We start from the raw sequence: 20,861 nt of genomic DNA on the forward strand, positions 1-20,861 counted from the left end.
TGTGGGCAATTTGATATAATGATAAAGGTATTTTTTTCTAGCAGTATCAAAAAAGTGACAGCGATCATACCAACATCCTTGATGCTGCAGGTAGTACCTTTTAACGGGGGTTTAGCCTCTTTAAAAGGGCAGTACAAATTGGATTCATACCTTTGTAGAAGCGGAGGGAACTGGGTGATTGACATCTATGCCAACAATTATGTCATCGTAGCGATCTTTTTGATTCTTGGTGTGCTGTTACCCGTGGCTACTGTCAGTTTTGTTGGTCCATTGTTGCGTCCAAAGAAACCGACACGTGAAAAGCAAACTACTTATGAAAGCGGTAACATTCCGGTCGGTGACAGTTGGGTACGCTTCAATGTGAAGTACTACATCTTTGCCCTGATGTTTGTCATTTTCGATGTAGAAACGCTCTTTCTGTACCCGTGGGCAGTCGCTTACAAAGAGCTGGGGCTGTTTGCCCTGGTGGAGATGGTCATCTTTATCTCCTTACTGGTAGTAGGTCTGATTTACGCGTGGAGAAAGAAGGTGCTGGAATGGAACTAGATCTGACAAGTATTGCGCCTGAACTGCAAGAAGAATTGAATCGCAACGTAATGTTTACGACACTGGAAACGGTAAAAGGATGGGTTCGTAGCAATTCGCTTTGGCCACTCACCTTTGGCCTAGCGTGCTGTGCAATCGAAATGATGGGAACAGGTGGAGCGCGGTATGACCTTGACCGATTCGGTGTCATTTTTCGTGCCTCGCCAAGACAGTCTGACGTGATGATTGTGGCTGGTACGGTGACGAAAAAGATGGCTCCACTCCTGCGCAGATTGTACGATCAGATGCCGGAACCAAAATGGGTGATCGCTATGGGGTCCTGTGCGACCGCTGGTGGCCCGTACGTGCGCTCCTACAGCGTTGTAAAAGGGGTAGACCAAATCGTACCTGTGGACGTGTACATTCCAGGCTGTCCTCCGAATCCAGCAGCATTAATCTACGGAATCAACAAGCTGCAGGAAAAGATTCGCTATGAAGCGAAGACTGGGAAGCAGGTGACCAGTCAATGACGGAGGAAAATCGCAAGCCAACGGCAGAGGAAAAAGCGAAGGCAGCGGCTGAAGCCCGAGCCAAAGCCGAAGCTTTGCGAAAATTAAGAGAACAAGACCAATCAGATTCTCCTGCTGTGGAAAATGCACAGACAGATGCAGAGATAAAAGAAGATTCGCAAGCAGAAGCTGTGACCGAAAAGGCAGAAGCTTCGCCAGTAAAGCCAGTCTCCGAGATGACGGCAGAAGAAAAAGCGGCAGCGAAAAAGGCAGCGGCAGCTGAAGCGATTGCCAAGGCAAAAGCTGCGAAGGAAGCAGAAGCGAAAGCGACCGAAGCAGCCCCGCCAGCAAAGCCAGTCTCCGAGATGACGCCAGAAGAAAAGGCGGCAGCGAAAAAGGCAGCGGCAGCTGAAGCGATTGCCAAAGCAAAAGCTGCGAAGGAAGCGGAAGCGTCGGAAGCGACTGAAGCGACCGAAGCAGTTTCGCCAGCAAAGCCAGTCTCCGAGATGACGCCAGAAGAAAAGGCGGCTGCGAAAAAGGCAGCAGCTGCTGAAGCGATTGCCAAGGCAAAAGCTGCGAAGGAAGCAGAAGCGTCGGAAGCGACCGAAGTAGTCCAGCCAGCAAAGCCAGTCTCCGAGATGACGCCAGAGGAAAAAGCCGAAGCGAAAAAGGCAGCTGCAGCAGCAGCGCTTGCGAAAGCAAAGGCTGCGAAAGAGGCCAAGGAAGCGGCAGAGCAGGGCGCAGAGGCTTCAGAATCAGGCGGCGACGCAGATGCCAAAGCAAAGGCAGCAGCAGCCGCAAAAGCGAAAGCAGCCGCGGCGGCCGCAGCAAAGGCAAAAGCTGCACGAGAAGCTGGAGGTGCAGATGCTTCTGATGCGGATGGAGATGATGCCAAAGCAAAGGCAGCAGCAGCGGCAAAAGCGAAAGCAGCCGCAGCAGCCGCAGCAAAGGCAAAGGCTGCTCAAACCGGAGAGGCAACTGCTGAGGAGGAAGCTCCAAAGGCACCGTCCAAAAACCAACCGTATCTAGATAAGTACATCGCACGTATAACAGATGTGTTTGGAAAAGACATAATCGAAGCCGCCTATATTAATGAACTGGCTAAAGAGGTTCCGACTTTGACAATCCAGAATGAGCGATGGCACGAGGTAGCACAGTTCTTGAAGGATGACGAGCAATTAGGCTTCGAGTACTTGTCCAATCTGCACGGTGTTGACTATGAGGATCGACTTGAGGTCTACTATCATTTCTACTCCTACAAAAATCGGCAAAGCGTGGCAGTAAAGGTCAAAACCGGCCGAGAGGAGTCAAGCGTCGCATCCGTTATGGACATTTGGCACGGAGCAAACTGGAATGAACGGGAAACATACGATCTTTTAGGGATTCATTTCCCGGGACATAGCGATTTGCGTCGAATCCTGATGCCAGATGAATGGGTAGGCTACCCGCTACGTAAAGATTATGTGCAATTCGACGAGGAGGTTTAGCAGATGAACCAGAACATCCTCACAACTCAAATAGAGACCTCTTCTGATACGGGAATTCGCACGGAAGAGATGCTTTTGAACGTTGGACCTCAGCATCCTAGTACACACGGAGTATTTCGACTGGTCGTAAAGATTGATGGGGAAACGATCAAAGAAGCTGACCCTGTGATGGGATACTTGCACCGTGGTACAGAAAAGCTGGCGGAGAACCTGACCTATACCCAGATCATCCCGTATACAGACCGGATGGATTACGTGTCAGCGATGACCAATAACTATGTCCTCTGTCATGCTGTCGAGACCATGATGGGGCTGGAAATTCCCGACCGTGCCCAGTATTTGCGATTGATCGCAATGGAATTGAATCGGGTGGCGAGCCATTTGGTATGGTGGGGAACGTATCTACTGGACATCGGTGCAATGGGTCCATTCCTGTATGCGTTCCGTGATCGCGAATCGATTCTTGATTTGTTTAACGAGCTATGTGGTGCGCGTATGACCTTTAACTACATGCGGGTTGGCGGAGTCAAATGGGATGCGCCTCCAGGTTGGACAGACAAGGTAAAAGAATTTGTTCAATACATGAAAAAAGAATTGAACAACTATCATAAATTAGTGACAGGCAATGAAATTTTCATCAGCCGTATCAAGGGTATCGGAGTATTCGACACCAAAACTGCTTTGGATTATTCTCTCTCAGGAGTCATGCTACGGGCTACCGGCGTAAAATGGGATCTGCGCAAGGACGAACCGTATTGCATCTATGATCGCTTTGAATTTGATGTACCGACTGCTACGGAGGGAGATTGCATGGCACGGTACAATCTGCGCATGGCTGAGATCGAGCAATCGTTGCGCATACTTGAGCAGGCGCTCGAGCAATTCCCAAGCGAGGGAGAAGTTATGGGCAAGGTACCTCGGGTGATCCGTCCGCCAGCAGGCGAAACGTATGTCCGCATCGAATCACCACGTGGAGAAATCGGTTGCTATATTGCCAGCCAAGGAAAGGATAAGCCTTGGAGATTGAAATTCAGACGGCCATCGTTTACGAATCTGCAAATTTTGCCCAAGTTGTTGGAGGGCGAGAGTATTGCCAACATGATCGCCATTCTGGGCAGTATCGACATCGTGCTTGGGGAGGTTGACTGTTAATGAGTGCACTCTTGCAGCAAACACCCTCATGGGGTACAGCCATCTGGTTTATCCTGGCTGCTGTCGTTCTGCTCGCGGTGTTGTTGGGATTTGTAACGTATGCCATCTACTTTGAGCGAAAAGTAATTGGTTGGATGCAGCTGCGGATCGGACCAAACCGGGTAGGTCCATTGGGCTTATTGCAGACGGTTGCGGACGTAGCCAAGCTGCTGCTAAAAGAAGATATTCGTCCCAAGGATGCAGATAAAGCCTTGTTTACCCTGGCGCCAATTTTAGCGTATGCACCTGCTTTTGCTGTATTGGCAGTGATGCCTTTTACAGAAAGCATTCAATTTGCTGATCTGGGCATCGGCCTCCTGTACTATATCGCGCTATCCGGAATTACCGTTTTGGGCGTCATTACAGCAGGCTGGGCATCGAATAACAAGTACTCGCTGATCGGGGGTCTCCGCTCCGCTGCGCAGATGATCAGCTATGAAGTGCCGCTGGTCATGTCCGTGGTGGGTATCGTTCTACTGACGGGCAGCATGAATCTTCGGGAAATTGTCGAAGCACAGCGGGATGTCTGGAATATCGTTCCGCAGTTCATCGGATTTTGCGTATTTATTATTGCTGCACAGGCAGAACTGAATCGCTCTCCGTTTGACCTGCCGGAAGCAGAGTCAGAGCTGGTAGGTGGCTACCACGTCGAGTATACAGGCTTCCGCTTCGCCATGTTCATGCTGGCTGAATACGTGTATATGTTTGGAATGGGTACGCTGATTACGATTCTCTTTTTGGGTGGATGGCTGCCGATTCATCCGGCGTTGGGCTTTATTCCAGGGATCGTTTGGTTTATTCTTAAGTTTTCACTGTACGTCTTCCTTCAGTTCTGGATTCGCGCCACGATGCCGCGCATGCGTGTCGACCAACTGATGTCGTTTGCCTGGAAAGTGTTGTTGCCAGTGGCGCTGCTCAATATCCTGCTCACTGCAGTCGTTGTCTCTTACCAGAACGGCATGTTTTAATTAGACGGCTCGTGTTTCATAGCGCAGGCTTCGCCAGAGTCTCGGCGCAGCCAAGTTCTCAAATCTGAGGGGTGACACACATGCTAGGACTGGCCAAAGGCCTGGGGTATACATTTAAAAAGCTTACAGAAAAAAAGGTAACCCATTTCTACCCGGATGTGCCGTTTCCCATGCCGCCCCGTTTTCGCGGCATTCAGCACTTTTCGCCGGAAAAATGCATCGTTTGCAACCAATGCGCGCGCGTTTGTCCAACAGAGTGCATCCAATTGACGGGGAAACCGCATCCTGATCCAGAGAAAAAAGGAAAAATCATCGATACTTACGATATTAATTTTGAACTGTGTATCCTGTGTGATCTCTGTACGGAGGTTTGTCCGACAGAAGCGATCGTCATGACCAATAACTTCGAATTGGCTGCTTACAGCAGGGATGAATTGTACAAGAATTTGAAATGGCTGGACGCAAACAATACCAACGTCAGGGAGGAGAATTAGCATGACTGGCGAATTTGTAGCCTTTTTTATCCTGTCCCTACTGACGATTGGTGGCGCCGTCTTTATGATCAGCTTTACCCGTGTCGTGCACATGGTCATTTCCCTGGGGATTACCTTTATCAGCATCGCGGGCTTGTTCGTGCTGGTAGGTGCCGACTTTGTCGGTGTCGCACAGGTACTCGTTTATTCAGGCGCAATATCGATTCTGATGCTGTTCGGGATCATGCTGACCAAGCACGACGCCAATGACGAAGGAACTGGACGCACATGGAAAAATAGATTTATCCTGCTGTTTGTTGCTGGCGTATTCGGATTGTTGTTCTGGGGGATTCAAAATACACCTTGGCCAGCCCCACCAGCACCTGTGGATTCCACGTTGAGCAATGCCAAAGAAATCGGACTAGAGGTATTCACCAAGTACGTCATCCCGTTTGAGCTGTTGTCCGTACTGCTTTTGGTCGCTTTGATAGGTGCGATCATTATGGCGAAAAAGGAGGGGGATAACGAATGACGGTAAGCATTACCTCCTATCTGATGGTCGCTCTGATTCTCTTTTGTGTAGGCTTGTACGGGGCACTGACCAAGCGCAATGCTGTCGTCGTGCTGCTATCCATCGAGCTGATGCTGAATGCAGTGAATATCAATCTGGTGGCCTTTTCGAAATTCGGCTTGTATCCAGCTGTCGCCGGACAAATTTTTACACTGTTTACGATGACAGTAGCTGCTGCTGAGGTAGCATTAGGATTAGCCATTTTGATTGCGCTGTATCGCAACAAAGCCACAGTCAACGTAGACGAAATGGACCAAATGAAACGATAAGATGGAGACCTGATAAGGAGGACAAAGATGGATACTCTCTTTCATTATGCTTGGCTGATCCCTCTGTTTCCGCTTCTTGCTTTCATCGTGATCGTCTCATTTGGTCGCCAGCTGAAAGAAGGAGCGGCCTTGATCGGCATTACGCTGACGGCTGTATCATTTCTGATCGCATTGTTTACGTTCTGGGCGAGATTTCAGGATGGAGCAGCAGACTACAAGTTCGTGCTCGATTGGCTGCAAGTAGGCGATATTCTCATCACGATGGGATTTGAAGTCAATCCGCTCAATGCGATGATGCTCGTCATCGTGACTCTGGTCAGCCTGCTGGTACAAATTTACTCTAAAGGTTACATGCATGGGGACGAACGCTTTCCTGTGTTTTATCAATATCTGGCACTCTTTACCTTCTCCATGCTTGGGCTCGTAATTTCGCCGAATTTGCTGCAAGTATACATTTTCTGGGAGTTGGTAGGGGTCTGTTCATTCCTGTTGGTCGGATACTACTATTTCAAACCAGAAGCCAAGGCAGCTGCCAAAAAGGCTTTTATCGTGACACGTATTGGGGACTTAGGCCTTTTCATCGGAATTTGTTTATTGTTCTGGTGGACAGGAAGCTTTGAATACTCGCAAATTTTTGAGAGTGTAGCATTTGGACGACTGGAGCCGTGGATGGTTACACTTGCGGCTATCCTCATTTTCGTAGGTGCGATGGGGAAATCAGGTCAGTTCCCGCTGCACACGTGGTTGCCGGACGCTATGGAAGGCCCGACACCAGTATCTGCCCTGATCCATGCTGCTACGATGGTTGCGGCTGGTGTGTATTTGGTTGCGGCGACTTATCCGTTGTTCATTGCTTCGGAAACAGCATTGACCGTAGTAGCATACGTGGGAGGCATTACAGCGATTTTCGCAGCTTCGATTGGTCTGACGCAAAGGGATATCAAGCGTGTGCTTGCGTATTCTACCGTCAGTCAGCTTGGTTATATGATGATGGCTCTCGGGGTTGCTGGTGCCGCTGGTTATGTGGCAGGATCGTTCCACTTGATGACTCACGCTTTTTTCAAAGCATTGCTCTTCCTGGGAGCAGGAAGCGTCATCCACGCAGTACATACACAGGATGTATTTGAGATGGGTGGGTTGTGGAAGAAAATGCCTGTCACTGCACTGACCTTTTTGATCGGCTGTTTGGCAATTGCGGGTATTTTCCCGTTTGCAGGCTTCTGGTCAAAGGAAGCTATTCTGGGGGCAGTGTACGGCGCGCACCGATATGATTTGTTGTTTATCGCGCTATTGGCGGCTTTCTTTACTGCCTTCTATATGTTCCGACTGTTCTTCCTGACGTTTGCTGGAAAGCCGCGGAGCAAGCACGAAGCACATGAATCACCTGCAGTGATGACGGGACCGCTATTGATCCTGGCACTTCTCGCAGTGGTTGCCGGCTTTGTAAATACTCCATACGCTCCATTGCTTACTGAATGGCTGCTTTCCACAGGCACAGGTACGGCGATTGCAAGCGTATTTGGAGATGGAACCGAGCACGCTGCGGCTTGGCTACAGATTGTAGCATTGGGCATTTCGATTCTAGGAGTGGTATTGGCTTATTTCATGTACGGAAAAAAATCGATTCCGTCCGACACCATTCCCGAAGCGATGCCGTGGCTCTATCAGCTTTCCTATCGCAAGTACTTTGTCGATGAGCTCTACCATTACGTAATTGTGATTCCACTCGGATGGCTAGGCTTTATCTTAAACGCGTTTGACAAGTATGTGGTGGATGGCTTGGTAGGATTGACAGCGAAGATCACACAAGGAATCGGGTCCCTGCACGCCAGAGTGCAAAGCGGACAAATACAGTCGTATGGAGCAGTGGTTCTGTTTGGACTGTTGCTGCTCATTATTGCGATTAGTTTGACGGCACAGGGAGGTGGACTCTTTGGATTCGGTCACTAATATCCTCTTGTCGTCATTGGTGTTTTCTCCGCTGCTGGCGATCATCGTGATTGCGTTCATGCCGAGTCAAAAGGGTGGTACGATCAAGCTGGTCGGCATCATCGGTACCTTGCTCCCACTGATTTTGGCTTTGTGGATGTTCGGGCTTTTCAAATACGACACAGCCAATCTGCAGTTTGTAGAGAAGCACGATTGGATCTCGATTCCGATCGGTATGGCACAGACAGGCGCAGTATTTACCTTTGATATCAACTACGAGCTTGGTGTTGATGGGATTTCGATGCCGCTGATTTTGCTGACAGCTATCATTGCGACGCTCGCAGCAGTTGCGTCCTGGCAAGTTAAAAAGCGCTTGAAGGAGTTTTTTATCCTGTTTCACCTGCTGTTGATCGGAATGCTCGGTGTTTTTGCAGCAGATAACTTGTTCCTGTTCTTTATTTTCTTTGAGCTGACGCTGGTGCCAACCTATTTCCTGATTGGAATTTGGGGATATGGGGAGCGAGAGCAGGCTGCCAACAAGTTTCTTTTGTACAACGGAATTGGCTCCGGGATCATGCTCATCGCTTTTATCGTGATCTTTGTCGTGATGCGCACCTTAAATATTGACCAGATTGGTGCCATTCTGACGACACCTGAGCATCCGATCTCAGCGGCTCTTACTCCGGGTTTCCGTTTTGGATTGTTCATGGCTTTGTTTATTGCCTTTGCGATCAAGCTGCCAGTATTCCCTTTCCATACGTGGATGTTGAAGGTGCACGTACAGGCTCCGCCTTCCATCGTCATGATCCACTCAGGGATTTTGCTGAAAATGGGTGCATACGGTCTATTGCGGATGGGAATCGGCTTTTTCCCTGAGCAGGCGTATCAGTTCTCTACGTGGCTAGCTGTTTTAGGGATTATCAACATCCTGTACGGAGCTGTGCTCGCTTTTGTACAAAAGGATTTAAAGATGGTAATGGCATACTCCAGTATCAGCCACATGGGAATCGTACTGCTCGGCTTTGCGTCGATGAATACCATCGGGTTTCAGGGAGCGATGTTCCAGGTTGTATCACACGGTTTTATTTCGGCGCTGCTGTTCTTCTTGATTGGCGTCATTTGGGACCGTACCCAGACCTCGATGCTCGACGATTTGGGTGGTTTGGCGAAGTCAATGCCATTCGTCAGTGGAGTTTTGCTGGCGGGAGGTATGGCGTCTCTCGGACTTCCGGGCATGTCCGGCTTTATCAGCGAGTTCTTTGCTTTCCTCGGCTTGTTCGGGCGAATGCCTGTGCTCGCAGCGGTTGGCGCTATCGGAATCGTGCTCACTGCCGTATATTTACTGCGCGCTATCTTGCGGACGACTTTTGGCTCTATGCCTAGCCGTTTTACAGGGATTGCAGATGCGCAGCCGATGGAAGTCATTCCGATGGTCGTTCTTTTGGGATGCATTATCTTGATCGGTGTGTATCCAGCTGTCCTCGGCAATCCGATGCAACAGGCATTGAAAACGATCGTACCCATCGTAACGGGAATAGGAGGGTAATCCATGGACGTTAAAGATATTTTCCAATATGACTGGAGTTACCTTCTGCCCGAATTTATCATTCTTGGTTTTGCCACGCTGTTGTCACTACTCGATCTTTTTGCAGGAAAACGTCTGGGCAAGCAAGTGATCGGCTGGCTCTCCTTGGTGGGTGTGGTACTTGCAGCAGTCTTTGTGTTCGTCAATGTAAATACACTCGATAAGCCGTATAGCTACATGGCGGACATGATCCGCATCGACGACTACGGGAATGCTTTCAAATTGCTGTTCCTCGCTGGTACGTCCTTTGCTCTGCTCATCTCCCTTTCCTATTTAAAGAAGGGGGACGTTCAGCATTCGGGTGAGTATTATTATCTCTTGCTAACGGGTCTTTTGGGAGCGATGGTCATGGCTTCGTCTGCCGATCTGATTACGCTCTTTGTCGGACTGGAGCTTTTGTCCCTGTCTTCCTACGTTCTGGTTGGACTACGCAAAAAGTCGTTACAATCAAATGAATCGGCATTCAAGTATGTCGTCTCTGGTGGAATTGCTACAGCGATTACCTTGTTCGGGATGTCGTATATTTACGGCTTGACGGGAACAACCCATATTTATGAAATCTCCATGCGCCTGGCTGAGGCTGGCATGGCGGGCTATCAGTTCTTGGTCTACGTAGCGTTTGCGTTTCTCGTAGTTGGTTTAGCATTCAAAATTTCTGCGGCTCCGTTCCACATGTGGACACCAGATGTGTATCAGGGTGCTCCTACGCCGATCACAGCATTTCTCGCTGTGGTATCGAAAGCAGCCGGATTTTCGCTGCTGTTCCGTGTGGTGATGATCTCGTTCTTTAACGTTACAGACGGTGTCGGACGATTCTTTTTCCAGGAAGGTAGTCTGTATCTGGGCTTGATGGCAGCGGCTTCGATGATCATCGGGAATACGATGGCGCTTCGCCAGACGAACGTGAAACGCATGATGGCGTACTCGGGGATTGCCCAGGCTGGCTATTTGCTAGTACCGTTTGTACCACCGACAACGCTCTTTTTCAGTGAAGTGATATTTTACCTCTTCGCGTATTTGCTTGTCAGCTTTGGAGCTTTTGCTGTCATCATGGTTGTGGCGCAGGAGCAGCAGACTGAGGATTTGAAAGGGTTTGCCGGTTTGTACCATCGTTCTCCCATCATGGCGGTTGCGATGAGCATTTTCTTGCTTTCCCTGGCAGGTATCCCGGTAACAGCAGGCTTCTTCGGGAAATTCTACTTGTTCATGGGCGCATTGGCACAGGAGAACTATTGGCTGAGTGCGATTATGATTGTGACCAGCGTCATTTCCTATTACTATTACTTCGGGATTATTCGACAAATGTACATGCGTCCTGGGGCAACAGAAGCGCAAATGCGAGTACCAAGAGGCATCTGGGTATTTGTGCTCGTAATGGCAGTTGCAACTGTATTCTTTGGGGCTTTTCCGGGCCTCATTACCGACTATGTCCAGACTCACTTTAATCCGTCCTTTGATTTCGGGAACATGCTGCCTCCAAACTTTCAGTGAGGCTCGAAACTGATTCGCACTTCATGTACAATAGAAGGGATAGTCCATTTTTGGGGCTGTCCCTTTTTCTATTGTGGTCAAAAGGAAATCACGGCTACAGGGAATACTTTCTCGCTGATAAGCGGTCGCTCTATCTTGAAAGACTTCGATAAAGTTTTTCATATTTAGGAGGAAACGAGTGTGTCACAAGAAATTTACGGTTTTTTGAGCATCATTCTCTCCATCGTCTTCATTGGATTGGCATGGTGGGCTCTCCAATCGTTTCGCTTTGAAAAAATAGTAAAAAAGCCGAGTGGCGCACAGGCAAAGCTGCTGCAGATTTTCCTGTCCATCGTCATCGGCTATGAGGTATCGCGCTTTTTCCTCGATTACCTGGGCTGGTCCCTTGCATTCGGGAACATGTTCTCGTAATTGCCTAAACTTCATTTAGAGCTGGCTGGTATATCCACCCATTTTCATGTGCAAAATGAGAAGTACAAAGAGATGTACGTGAAATGGGGAGAGAGTTGTTATGGGGAAATGGTCTGGTTGGATCGCACTAGCTCTATTGTTTGTCATGGGTGTAGTTTATTGGATGCCTGCGCAGGCGACAGAAGTAAAGCCAGTGGCTGCACAGCTGCTAGGTGCTTTGGAAGACTCTGGAGCAACAGGAACAACGATTCAGGTGCGTGCCCGTACCGCTATGGGGCAGGTCCTGCGTCAGGAAGAAATCAAAGAGTTGGCGGATCATTGGGCAAAACAACTAGAGATTCCTTTTTCCCAAATCGAATTCTCGCGGAAGAACAATATCCTTGTGTATCAATACGCGAATACGCACGACGACGTACAACTGCGCTATGAGGTTACAGGTGTTCCTAAAAATGGTTCTTTTGACACATATGTAGTGCTACAGTTGTCAGGAAGTCGTCAATCCCTACTATATATTGAACAAATACAGGAAACGTTCGCGAATGCCTTGAGCAAAGCCAACTTTATTCCGCAAATTAGCACTTGTATTCGCGGAATGTACAATGTTAAGATGGGTGTTGACCAACAGGAGGGTAAGATTTTGTCGATTTTTTCTACCCTTCAGGCAACAGAACTCGAACGTTTGCAAGATGAGACGGTGGTCAGTATTTCCGGGCATACCCCTATGTGGGAACCGTTCATCGCGTTAAACGGGCAAAAGATGAACCTTCAGGTGGCAACTCATCGTGATAGCAGTAATGCTGGAACTTGGGTCACCATAGGAACACCAATCATCACAGCGGAATATTAGCACGCGGAGGGGTACACATTGGATAAAATTATTGTCCGCGGTGGTAAGGCATTGACAGGGAATGTGAAAGTCTCTGGTGCAAAAAATGCCGTACTCCCTATTATTGCAGCATCTATCCTGGCCGAGGAAGGGACATGCGTCATTTCGGACGTGCCTGCACTCGACGATGTCAGGACGATTTGCGACCTCTTGAAAACGATGGGAATCTCCCTTACATATGATCACGAAGTGCTGACCATTAATGCTACTAGGCTGACTAGTGTAGAAGCCCCTTATGAACTGGTTCGCAAAATGCGAGCGTCCTTTCTTGTGATGGGACCGCTTTTGGCCAGGAAAGGAACGGCTCGTGTCGCTCTTCCAGGTGGTTGTGCCATCGGGACTCGCCCGATCGACCAGCATCTAAAAGGGTTTGAGGCCATGGGAGCCAAGATTGAGATCGGACAAGGGTTTATTGAAGCAAGCGTGGAAGGCCGACTGAAAGGGGCAAAAATCTACCTCGATATTGCGAGTGTAGGAGCCACCGAAAACATCATGATGGCCGCTGCTTTGGCAGAGGGAACTACCGTGATTGAAAATGCGGCTGAAGAGCCGGAGATTGTAGACTTGGCCAACTTCCTGAACCGGATGGGGGCAAAAATCCGCGGGGCAGGCACAGGCTCGATCCGTATTGAAGGCGTGGAAAAGCTGAGTGGCTGCACGCATTGTGTGATTCCTGACCGTGTAGAAGCGGGCACCTTTATGGTTGCTGCTGCGATTACGGGTGGAGATGTTTTTGTTGAAGGCGCGATTTGCGATCACCTCAAATCCGTTACAGCCAAGCTCCGTGAGATGGGCGTGGAAATAGACGAGCAGGAGAATGGGATTCGCGTTCGTCGTACAGGCGCACTCAAAGCGGTTGATCTGAAGACATTGCCTTACCCAGGATTCCCTACTGACATGCAGGCGCAAATGATGTCTTTGTTGCTTGTTTCCGAAGGGACCAGCATTGTGACAGAAACTGTTTTTGAGAATCGTTTCATGCACGTGGAGGAATTCCGCCGCATGAATGCCAATATCAAGATTGAGGGTCGCAGTGCAATCGTAGAAGGCGGCTCCAAGTTGACTGGTAGCAAAGTAGCAGCGACAGACCTGCGCGCAGGTGCTGCACTGGTGCTGGCTGGATTGGTTTCAGAGGGAGTAACAGAGGTATCTGCCCTGCATCACATTGATCGTGGTTACGTGAACTTTACAGAAAAACTGCTTGCACTCGGGGCAGATGTAGAGCGTTACGTACCAGAAACAGAAAAACGTGAGGCAACCGTGACAGAAACCATTAAAGTGAGCTTCTCTCCTAATTTTGCTTGATCAATATGTCAAATAGATGGCAAAACCGAAAATGGCGTGCGAACTGGCAACAGTTTTGCACGCTTTTTTCGGTTTCTATGCAAGAGCTTCATGAAAATGCGCATTCTCGCTTCCCTCTTATTCTCTCGTTCTATCGCTTGGCGGATACTCATAAAATGGGAGTGTCTAGCACAAAGCGGGGAGGATCTGTTGCATGAAACGCTATCTACTCATTTGGTTTATTGTATTGCCGATCTTGCTCGTAATGGTGCCTGCTGCGCTCGTTCATTTCTTTTCGCCAGGAGGAGAGGTTGCGGAACCAGCGCATGTACCTGCTTCAGCTCCGGGCAATCAGGTGACGCAGGAGCTGTCTTCGACTTCCATCAAGGTCTATCGCACAGAGAAAAAGGTGGTGGAAACACTGCCGCTGGAAACGTATATTACAGGCGTGGTGGCAGCAGAAATGCCAGCAGAATTCGAGCTGGAGGCTCTCAAGGCACAGGCCCTGGCTGCCAGAACATATATCGTGCGTAGACTGAACGAAGGAAAATTTGATGATGTGCCAGAAGGAGGGCAGGTTCTCGATACCGTTCGTCACCAGGTCTACATGGATGAAGGACAGCGCCGTGAACGATGGAAAGATCAGTATGAGTGGAAAAACCAGCGCATCACACAAGCCGTAAAAGAAACAGCAGGGATTGTGCTTACATACAATGGCGAGCCGATCGATGCTACGTTTTTTTCGACGAGCAACGGATTTACGGAGAATTCCGATGAGTATTGGGAAAAGCCCATCCCTTATTTAAAAAGCGTAGCGAGTCCATGGGATATTCAATCGCCCCGTTATGAGGAAACGGTCATCAAATCGACAGCTGAGCTAGAGAAGGATTTGGGGGTCAAGCTCGTTCAGGAGGCTTCTACGAATGGGGCATGGTATCGGATTGAGAGGACGACGACAGGAAATCGGGTCGGGAAAATCAGTATAGGTGGAAAAGAGTTTACGGGTCGTGAGTTTCGTGAAAAGCTCAATTTGAATTCCTCTTCTTTTACGATGGAGCTGAAGGGAAGCCAGGTGTTTATTACGACTAAAGGCTATGGTCACGGTGTAGGGATGAGCCAGTGGGGCGCAAACGGAATGGCCAAAAACGGAAAGAATGCAGAACAGATCGTGAAGTATTTTTATCAGGGCATCAACCTGCAGGATTACACTCGTATTTTGCAAGTCTAGCTAAAATGTAAGCAAATTTTTACTTTTCCCTACTCTCTCAGGTTTATACGCCAAAATTCTGGCGATACTGAGGGATGAGGTGATGAATAAAATGGAAGATCAAAAGAATCAAAATCAACCGATTCCATTCAAGAAGTCTAGTTCTTGGAAAAAAGTATTGGGTAAGAAGTGGGCGTTTCCAGCGATCTACATCGGCACCGCAGCAATCATTCTCGCTTTTGTGATGTGGTATCAAGGAACCGTTATGGACACGGTATCAAAATTGACAAGCGTCAATAATGAGAACGTGACAGTAACAACACCTGCAAATCCTGAGACAACACCGCAGGAAAATCCGTCTGTACCTGTTACAAGCAGTCCACAACCACTGGCATGGCCAGTAGGAAAAGGTGTCACGTACGACTTGGGTATGAGCTACTATGATGAGCAAGCCTCCAAGGAAAATCAGCAAAAAGCTTTGGTGAAGTACAATAATTCTTACTTTCCGCACACTGGTATTGATCTGAAGGCGACCGATGGCAAGAGCTTTGACGTCATTGCTGCATTGGCTGGTAAAGTAGTCAAGGTAGAAGTCGATCCGCTCGTTGGTAAGGTAGTGGAGGTCGAGCATGCCGACAAGATGGTGACTGTGTATCAAAGTCTGGATAATGTAACAGTGAAACCAGGCGATGAAGTCACACAAGGCCAGGTTCTTGGATCTGCTGGACGCAATGAGTATGAAAAAGACGCTGGCATTCACCTTCACTTTGAAGTCCGAGTGGATAACAAAGCGGTAAATCCAGAGCAGTATCTGGTTTCTCCGGAAACAGAAGCGAAAAATCAATAAGTTTGCGAACCACCTGTAAAGGAAACTCTTTTGCAGGTGGTTTTTTTGTGTTGAAAAGGTGACTTTGGCGGGGAGAAGAATATTTCCAGACTATGCTCTCTGCTCCGTCCTACTTGGATGAATAGTCTGTCCGCTCCACGCCGAGCGGCGGGGAATCGCAAAAGCAGTAGCCGCTACGCAGTGTGAACAAGGTTGCGATTCTGTTTCCCGCCGCTCGGCGCTCCGCTCAGTAGGACTTCACAAGGAGCTGCGCCTGGAAATATTCTTCTCCAGCGTAGCAGTTGTTCCTCAAAAAAAAAGAAAAACCCTAAGACTTTTTCGATGCTTGAAAGCATATACATTGAGGTCGGGAACTCAAAATCGTATTCACTTCTCTTGCGTTGGCGAAAAATAATTTTTCTTTAACTGATCGCAGAAAAACAACTGTAACGAAAGAGAAGCCGATTTCCAGGCGAGCGACTAGCGAAGTCCTACCCAGCGGAGCAATGAATCGAGGGAAAAAGGAACGTAACCCTGAATAACCGGCGTAGCGGCTACTGCTTTTACGTTCCCCCGCGAGTCGTTGCGTAGCGGACAGACAACACTTTCAGTGGGACGTAGACCGGAGCGGAGCCTGGAAATCAGCTTCTCTAAACTACAGCCACCCCCCAAGTGGTACAAACTGTTGAAAAAAGATGGGGCCGTGCTGGCTTGTCAGGCTTGGAAACGTAGAATATGTGTCCGCACCCACCCATATATTGTATCAGACAATGTAGATACAAGGAGGCGAGTGACGTGCACGACTACATCAAAGAGCGGACCATCAAAATCGGCCGATATATTGTAGAAACGAGAAATACGGTTCGGATGATCGCCAAAGAGTTCGGTGTTTCCAAAAGTACAGTGCACAAGGACTTGACTGAGCGGTTGCCTGAGATAAATCCAGAGTTAGCCAACCAAGTAAAGGAAATTCTGGAATACCACAAAGCCATCAGACATTTGCGTGGCGGCGAAGCAACCAAGATCAAGTACAAACGTCGTAGTAAAAAAGTTCGAGTAGAACAGGAGGAAAGTGTGTAAGAAAGAATTTCCTTGTCCTCTCACGTAGAAGAGCCTATGATATTAGATAGAAATGTAACTGGTAACAGGGAGGACCTTTCATGTTTGGCAAAGATATCGGAATCGACTTGGGAACGGCCAATGTTTTGGTATTTGTTAAAGGCAAGGGCATTGTCCTGGATGAACCATCTGTCGTGGCTATAGACAGTAATTCACGGAAAGTATTGGCTGTGGGGAACGAAGCATATCGTATGGTGGGGCGAACCCCAGGTAACATTGTGGCGATCCGACCTTTGCGAGAAGGTGTTATTGCGGATTTTGAAATCACGGAAGCCATGCTCAAGCACTTTTTGACCAAAATTGGTGGGAAAAGCATGTTTGCACGTCCACGTGTATTGATCTGCTGCCCGACCAATATTACATCTGTAGAGCAAAAAGCGATTCGTGAAGCCGCAGAACGCAGTGGTGGAGCACGAGAAGTATACATTGAGGAAGAACCGAAAGTAGCTGCAGTAGGTGCAGGTATGGATATTTTTCAGCCGTCTGGCAACATGGTAGTCGATATTGGTGGAGGTACAACTGACGTAGCGGTACTGTCTATGGGCGATATTGTCACGTCTTCCTCCATCAAAATTGCAGGAGATACATTTGATGTGGCCATTATGCGGTACATAAAAAATAAATACAAGTTGCTGATTGGTGAGAGAACGGCTGAAGATATCAAAGTTCAGATCGGAACCGTATCCGGCGGGCGCCAGGACGAAATGGACATTCGCGGTCGAGACATGGTAAGCGGGCTTCCGCAAACAATTACCATTCAATCGGGCGAAGTCCAAGAAGCCCTGGCCGAGTCGGTTAGTGCGATTGTACAAGCATCAAAATCTGTTTTAGAACGAACACCTCCTGAGCTTTCTGCCGATATAATTGATAAGGGTGTTTTCCTGACCGGCGGCGGCGCTCTTTTGCATGGCATCGATCAAATACTGGCGGATGAATTGAGAGTTCCAGTATTGGTAGCGGACGAGCCAATGATGTGCGTAGCGAAAGGAACAGGAATGATGCTGGACTACCTCGACAAGGTACCAGCGCACCGGAATAAGCGGTTATTCAGGGGGTAAGATTACGTGATTAGAGGCTTGTATACGTCTGCATCAGGGATGTTGGCTTTGCAGAACAAGCATGAGTCGCTCGCAAACAATCTGGCTAACATCAACACACCGGGCTTCAAACAGGACTTGGCTTTGATGCGTTCTTTTCCAGAGCAATTGATCTCACGTGTTCGCGATAATACGGGGCCTGATATCCCTGGTATTCCTAACATGGGTGGACAGGCTGCCATGATCGGACGCTTGAACACGGGAGTGTACATGTCGGAGGCTCTTCCTGTCTTTACGCAAGGAGATATCGAAGAAACGCATAATCCATACGATGTGGCGCTGATGGACAACATTCAGCCGGATGAGGATGGCAATGAGCGGCGTTTGTTTTATAGTGTGGCTCCGATAGACGATCTGACGCAGCCAGCCGATGATGGAAACATTCGCTTCACGCGAAATGGCAATTGGAGTGTAAACGCTGAAGGATATTTGGTCACGGCTGAAGGGTATTACGTGCTGGATAATGCCAATATGGCGATTCAGGTCAATAAAAACCCGAATGACTCTACAGCGGCTGCAAATGAAAATGCCGGCAAAAATCTGAGAATCGATGACAAGGGGAAATTGTGGATCGAATATCTCGAAAACACACCTGGTCAACCGACGGCAACAAGACTCGAAGAACTGAATGCGACGCTTGGATTGAATGTGATTGCAGATCCATCGAGAAAGCTGGTTAGAGAAGGATCGGATCGATATCGTCTGGATGGTCAATTTGATGTGGCCAATGATGTCGAGAAAATAGAGACAGCTCTTCAGGCAGATATCGATGCATTGGCAAATAATGTATACAATGATCCGAAGGTAAGAGGACGCTACGGAGTTCAACAGGGCTGGCAGGAGCGTTCGAATGTTGACCCTGCTCAAACCATTACGAGCATGATGAGTGTACTGCGTGCTTATGAAGCGAATCAAAAGGTTATTACGACGATTGACGGAACCTTGGAAAAGGCTGCTAATGAACTTGGACGAGTAAACGGATAATGAGGAGGGAACCAAGATGCAATCTTTAAATATATCGACATCAGCTATGCGCGGAATTCAACAGGCTTTGGATAATACAGCTAGTAATCTGGCGAACTTAGATACGATAGGTTACAAGCGTCGGCAAGCATCGTTCTCCGAGTTATTATCCGATTCGATGAACGAGCAGCCAAAAGTAGACGATCAAAATCGAAATACACCATTTGGTCTGCGGGTTGGCAGTGGTGCCCGTCTAGGACTTACGAAACTGGATCTTGGACAAGGGAATGTTAAAATAACAGATGTGCCAACAGACGTTCTGATTGAAGGCGACGGCTATTTTGCGGTTACTCGTCAGACAGATAACAAAGATGACTATTTCCTCACACGTGACGGCAATTTTAAAATCACAAGGCACAAGGCGTTAAACTGGTATACGCTAGCAACGCCAGCTGGTGACTACGTATTGGATAAAAGCGGGATTCCTGTTCAGCTGACAGACCCAAACCAACCGATACGAATTGACGCAGAGGGCAGAGTCTTCAATGGTGATGACGATAATCCGGTAGCGGAAATTGGCATCTGGAAAGTAAACAACCCGGATCAGCTGCAACAAGTCGGAAAAGATTTATATGATGCAGATTTGGAAGATCCGATTCAACTAACGGATAAATACGCTGATGCTGTGACTGAAGGAATCGCGACCGTGCGCCAAGGCGCATTGGAAGGCTCCAATGTCAGTATGACAGAGGAAATGTCACAGCTGGTAAACATCCAGCGTGCCTACCAGTTGAACTCACGGGCAATTGGAATCAGCGATCAAATGATGGGTATCGCCAATTCGATTAGAAGTAGGTAATCCAATCGGCATGACGGGGGAGAGAAGAATGGAACGAGAGAAGGGACAGCGTATCCCGCGTGATACCCAAGAGGCGAAAGCGAAGACGAAAGTACGCGAACGGAGCGGGAAAAACTGGAGAATTACAGTAGCCAAGATCGTGTTGGTCCCACTCCTGCTCTTTTTCTCAGTGGTAATCGGCCTGATGATCGGTTATGGGGTGGTCGGGCATAAGCCAGCTTCTGAAGTGCTTGATTTGGGTACATACAAACATATGTGGGACTTGCTATTTGCCGAGACGTAAAAACGGAGCTAGCAGTCATCATTGCCAGCCCAACCGATTGGTTAGGGCTCGTTTTTTTCTGTGAACGACGTCTCGACTTTTTCACCGAAGCTGATGCTAGATGTTACGCTGAGGCACTTTGTCATAAAAGTGAAGGTGGCCGCTTGTGGTCAAACACTTTTGACCCCCGACGAGAGGGGAAAACGGTTATGAACGTTTTGAGGGGACTTGTTGCGATGTTTGTCCGCAGAGTATAATAAACCGAGTGGTTGAAAAGGAAGCGACTTTTTTATACGGAGGGATGTCCGTGAATCTTCCTAATTTGCTTACGATCTTTCGCATCGTTCTCATCCCTTTGTACCTGTATGTCTTTTTTTCGCCAAACCCGTATCATTTAGAAATAGCGCTGGCTATTTTGATCTTGGCGGGATTGACAGATATCGCGGACGGGTACCTCGCGCGAAAGCATAAGCTCGTAACCACACTTGGAATCGTGTTAGATCCGCTGGCTGATAAACTGATGATGCTGGCAGTGATTGCGTCATTTTTTGCAACGGAGCGGATTAGCATGTGGGCCGCCCTGTTTTTCTTTGTGCGTGAACTGGCAATGATTGTAACAGGGGCTGTTTATCACCTGCGTGGTAAAAAGACAGTACCAGCCAATACGTACGGGAAATTGACAACCATCTTTTTGTATGTGGTGATACCATTGATCATGTATAGATATGAGTACGGCGAAATGATTCTTTGGTCAGTCATTGCATTCTCGTTCATTACGAGTGTGATCTATCTGGGGAAATTTCGGTTGTTGAATCGCTCGTAGGGAGAGCAGAAAAAGAGCACTTCCGTCATAGGAAGGAAGTGCCCCTTTTATTTTAACCCCGTTTCTTTCGATTGTAGAAAGGCGGGAGTTGTCTTATTCTCAGTTTGCTGTAGGGTCTTCATGCAT

At 48.3% G+C, this 20,861-nt stretch carries 22 protein-coding genes; all 22 read left to right on the forward strand.

The annotated features are described in order from the left end of the window. Positions 1 to 174: 174 nt before the first annotated feature. The 22 genes from ADS79_RS24090 to ADS79_RS24195 all read left to right on the forward strand — a co-directional run bounded on the left by ADS79_RS24090 (position 175) and on the right by ADS79_RS24195 (position 20,735). Positions 175 to 546 carry an NADH-quinone oxidoreductase subunit A gene (locus ADS79_RS24090; RefSeq protein WP_049740879.1) on the forward strand — a complete coding sequence of 124 codons (372 nt, stop codon included), beginning with the start codon at positions 175 to 177 and terminating at the stop codon, positions 544 to 546. After that, entirely contained in the window at positions 537 to 1,055 is a 519-nt protein-coding gene (locus tag ADS79_RS24095; RefSeq protein WP_049740880.1) for a NuoB/complex I 20 kDa subunit family protein, read from the forward strand. The genes ADS79_RS24090 and ADS79_RS24095 overlap by 10 nt, the downstream gene beginning before the upstream one ends. Beyond that, positions 1,052 to 2,521 (forward strand): NADH-quinone oxidoreductase subunit C, encoded by a 1,470-nt coding sequence (locus ADS79_RS24100; RefSeq protein ID WP_412679384.1) that lies wholly within the window; start codon positions 1,052 to 1,054, stop codon positions 2,519 to 2,521. The genes ADS79_RS24095 and ADS79_RS24100 overlap by 4 nt, the downstream gene beginning before the upstream one ends. 3 nt (positions 2,522 to 2,524) lie before the next feature. Continuing rightward, positions 2,525 to 3,673, forward strand: coding sequence for an NADH-quinone oxidoreductase subunit D (locus tag ADS79_RS24105; RefSeq protein WP_049740881.1), 1,149 nt, complete (start codon positions 2,525 to 2,527; stop codon positions 3,671 to 3,673). Then, positions 3,673 to 4,680 (forward strand): NADH-quinone oxidoreductase subunit NuoH, encoded by a 1,008-nt coding sequence (gene nuoH, locus ADS79_RS24110; RefSeq protein WP_049740882.1) that lies wholly within the window; start codon positions 3,673 to 3,675, stop codon positions 4,678 to 4,680. Before ADS79_RS24105 ends, nuoH begins: the two co-directional genes overlap by 1 nt. An 80-nt stretch (positions 4,681 to 4,760) precedes the next feature. Continuing rightward, complete coding sequence (gene nuoI / locus ADS79_RS24115; protein WP_049740883.1) at positions 4,761 to 5,174, forward strand: NADH-quinone oxidoreductase subunit NuoI; 414 nt, start codon at positions 4,761 to 4,763, stop codon at positions 5,172 to 5,174. A 1-nt stretch (position 5,175) separates the two neighbouring features. Further along, a complete protein-coding gene (locus tag ADS79_RS24120; protein ID WP_049740884.1) occupies positions 5,176 to 5,685 on the forward strand; it encodes an NADH-quinone oxidoreductase subunit J in 510 nt (169 codons plus the stop codon). Then, positions 5,682 to 5,993, forward strand: a complete 312-nt coding sequence (nuoK, locus tag ADS79_RS24125; RefSeq protein ID WP_049740885.1) for an NADH-quinone oxidoreductase subunit NuoK — start codon at positions 5,682 to 5,684, stop codon at positions 5,991 to 5,993. The genes ADS79_RS24120 and nuoK overlap by 4 nt, the downstream gene beginning before the upstream one ends. A 27-nt stretch (positions 5,994 to 6,020) precedes the next feature. Next, positions 6,021 to 7,943: an NADH-quinone oxidoreductase subunit L gene (nuoL, locus tag ADS79_RS24130; protein ID WP_049740886.1), complete on the forward strand. Its 1,923-nt coding sequence runs from the start codon at positions 6,021 to 6,023 to the stop codon at positions 7,941 to 7,943. Continuing rightward, entirely contained in the window at positions 7,927 to 9,468 is a 1,542-nt protein-coding gene (locus ADS79_RS24135; RefSeq protein WP_049740887.1) for a complex I subunit 4 family protein, read from the forward strand. Before nuoL ends, ADS79_RS24135 begins: the two co-directional genes overlap by 17 nt. Before the next feature lie 3 nt (positions 9,469 to 9,471). After that, positions 9,472 to 10,998 (forward strand): NADH-quinone oxidoreductase subunit NuoN, encoded by a 1,527-nt coding sequence (gene nuoN, locus ADS79_RS24140; RefSeq protein ID WP_049740888.1) that lies wholly within the window; start codon positions 9,472 to 9,474, stop codon positions 10,996 to 10,998. A gap of 180 nt (positions 10,999 to 11,178) precedes the next feature. After that, positions 11,179 to 11,409 (forward strand): DUF1146 family protein, encoded by a 231-nt coding sequence (locus ADS79_RS24145; RefSeq protein WP_049740889.1) that lies wholly within the window; start codon positions 11,179 to 11,181, stop codon positions 11,407 to 11,409. Positions 11,410 to 11,509: 100 nt separating this feature from the next. Further along, positions 11,510 to 12,256 carry a YwmB family TATA-box binding protein gene (locus ADS79_RS24150; RefSeq protein WP_049740890.1) on the forward strand — a complete coding sequence of 249 codons (747 nt, stop codon included), beginning with the start codon at positions 11,510 to 11,512 and terminating at the stop codon, positions 12,254 to 12,256. Between the two features lie 18 nt (positions 12,257 to 12,274). Then, positions 12,275 to 13,600, forward strand: coding sequence for a UDP-N-acetylglucosamine 1-carboxyvinyltransferase (gene murA / locus ADS79_RS24155; RefSeq protein WP_049740891.1), 1,326 nt, complete (start codon positions 12,275 to 12,277; stop codon positions 13,598 to 13,600). Between the two features lie 193 nt (positions 13,601 to 13,793). Further along, positions 13,794 to 14,807 (forward strand): stage II sporulation protein D, encoded by a 1,014-nt coding sequence (gene spoIID / locus ADS79_RS24160; protein WP_049740892.1) that lies wholly within the window; start codon positions 13,794 to 13,796, stop codon positions 14,805 to 14,807. Positions 14,808 to 14,898: 91 nt separating this feature from the next. Continuing rightward, complete coding sequence (locus tag ADS79_RS24165; RefSeq protein ID WP_049740893.1) at positions 14,899 to 15,633, forward strand: stage II sporulation protein SpoIIQ; 735 nt, start codon at positions 14,899 to 14,901, stop codon at positions 15,631 to 15,633. Positions 15,634 to 16,407: 774 nt separating this feature from the next. Then, entirely contained in the window at positions 16,408 to 16,692 is a 285-nt protein-coding gene (spoIIID, locus tag ADS79_RS24170; RefSeq protein WP_003388385.1) for a sporulation transcriptional regulator SpoIIID, read from the forward strand. Positions 16,693 to 16,772: 80 nt separating this feature from the next. Then, positions 16,773 to 17,789, forward strand: a complete 1,017-nt coding sequence (gene mreB, locus ADS79_RS24175) for a rod shape-determining protein (protein WP_049740894.1) — start codon at positions 16,773 to 16,775, stop codon at positions 17,787 to 17,789. A gap of 6 nt (positions 17,790 to 17,795) precedes the next feature. Beyond that, positions 17,796 to 18,812 (forward strand): flagellar hook-basal body protein, encoded by a 1,017-nt coding sequence (locus ADS79_RS24180; protein WP_049740895.1) that lies wholly within the window; start codon positions 17,796 to 17,798, stop codon positions 18,810 to 18,812. Positions 18,813 to 18,828: 16 nt separating this feature from the next. Next, the gene (locus ADS79_RS24185) at positions 18,829 to 19,650 is read left to right on the forward strand and encodes a flagellar hook-basal body protein (protein WP_049740896.1); all 822 of its coding nucleotides are present in this window, start codon (positions 18,829 to 18,831) and stop codon (positions 19,648 to 19,650) included. A gap of 28 nt (positions 19,651 to 19,678) precedes the next feature. Next, positions 19,679 to 19,933 carry a DNA-directed RNA polymerase subunit beta gene (locus tag ADS79_RS24190; protein ID WP_049740897.1) on the forward strand — a complete coding sequence of 85 codons (255 nt, stop codon included), beginning with the start codon at positions 19,679 to 19,681 and terminating at the stop codon, positions 19,931 to 19,933. Positions 19,934 to 20,213: 280 nt separating this feature from the next. Further along, a complete protein-coding gene (locus tag ADS79_RS24195; protein WP_049741129.1) occupies positions 20,214 to 20,735 on the forward strand; it encodes a CDP-alcohol phosphatidyltransferase family protein in 522 nt (173 codons plus the stop codon). The last annotated feature ends 126 nt before the right edge of the window (positions 20,736 to 20,861 follow it).

Source organism: Brevibacillus reuszeri (assembly GCF_001187725.1).
GTDB lineage: Bacteria > Bacillota > Bacilli > Brevibacillales > Brevibacillaceae > Brevibacillus > Brevibacillus reuszeri.

Bases quoted from the DNA above. Each gene is read 5' to 3' on its own strand.
- ADS79_RS24095 (WP_049740880.1), top strand. From the start codon at position 537: ATGGAACTAGATCTGACAAGTATTGCGCCTGAACTGCAAGAAGAATTG.
- ADS79_RS24100 (WP_412679384.1), top strand. From the start codon at position 1,052: ATGACGGAGGAAAATCGCAAGCCAACGGCAGAGGAAAAAGCGAAGGCA.
- ADS79_RS24105 (WP_049740881.1), top strand. From the start codon at position 2,525: ATGAACCAGAACATCCTCACAACTCAAATAGAGACCTCTTCTGATACG.
- nuoH (WP_049740882.1), top strand. From the start codon at position 3,673: ATGAGTGCACTCTTGCAGCAAACACCCTCATGGGGTACAGCCATCTGG.
- nuoI (WP_049740883.1), top strand. From the start codon at position 4,761: ATGCTAGGACTGGCCAAAGGCCTGGGGTATACATTTAAAAAGCTTACA.
- ADS79_RS24120 (WP_049740884.1), top strand. From the start codon at position 5,176: ATGACTGGCGAATTTGTAGCCTTTTTTATCCTGTCCCTACTGACGATT.
- nuoK (WP_049740885.1), top strand. From the start codon at position 5,682: ATGACGGTAAGCATTACCTCCTATCTGATGGTCGCTCTGATTCTCTTT.
- nuoL (WP_049740886.1), top strand. From the start codon at position 6,021: ATGGATACTCTCTTTCATTATGCTTGGCTGATCCCTCTGTTTCCGCTT.
- nuoN (WP_049740888.1), top strand. From the start codon at position 9,472: ATGGACGTTAAAGATATTTTCCAATATGACTGGAGTTACCTTCTGCCC.
- ADS79_RS24150 (WP_049740890.1), top strand. From the start codon at position 11,510: ATGGGGAAATGGTCTGGTTGGATCGCACTAGCTCTATTGTTTGTCATG.
- spoIID (WP_049740892.1), top strand. From the start codon at position 13,794: ATGAAACGCTATCTACTCATTTGGTTTATTGTATTGCCGATCTTGCTC.
- ADS79_RS24165 (WP_049740893.1), top strand. From the start codon at position 14,899: ATGGAAGATCAAAAGAATCAAAATCAACCGATTCCATTCAAGAAGTCT.
- mreB (WP_049740894.1), top strand. From the start codon at position 16,773: ATGTTTGGCAAAGATATCGGAATCGACTTGGGAACGGCCAATGTTTTG.
- ADS79_RS24185 (WP_049740896.1), top strand. From the start codon at position 18,829: ATGCAATCTTTAAATATATCGACATCAGCTATGCGCGGAATTCAACAG.
- ADS79_RS24190 (WP_049740897.1), top strand. From the start codon at position 19,679: ATGGAACGAGAGAAGGGACAGCGTATCCCGCGTGATACCCAAGAGGCG.
- ADS79_RS24195 (WP_049741129.1), top strand. From the start codon at position 20,214: ATGTCCGTGAATCTTCCTAATTTGCTTACGATCTTTCGCATCGTTCTC.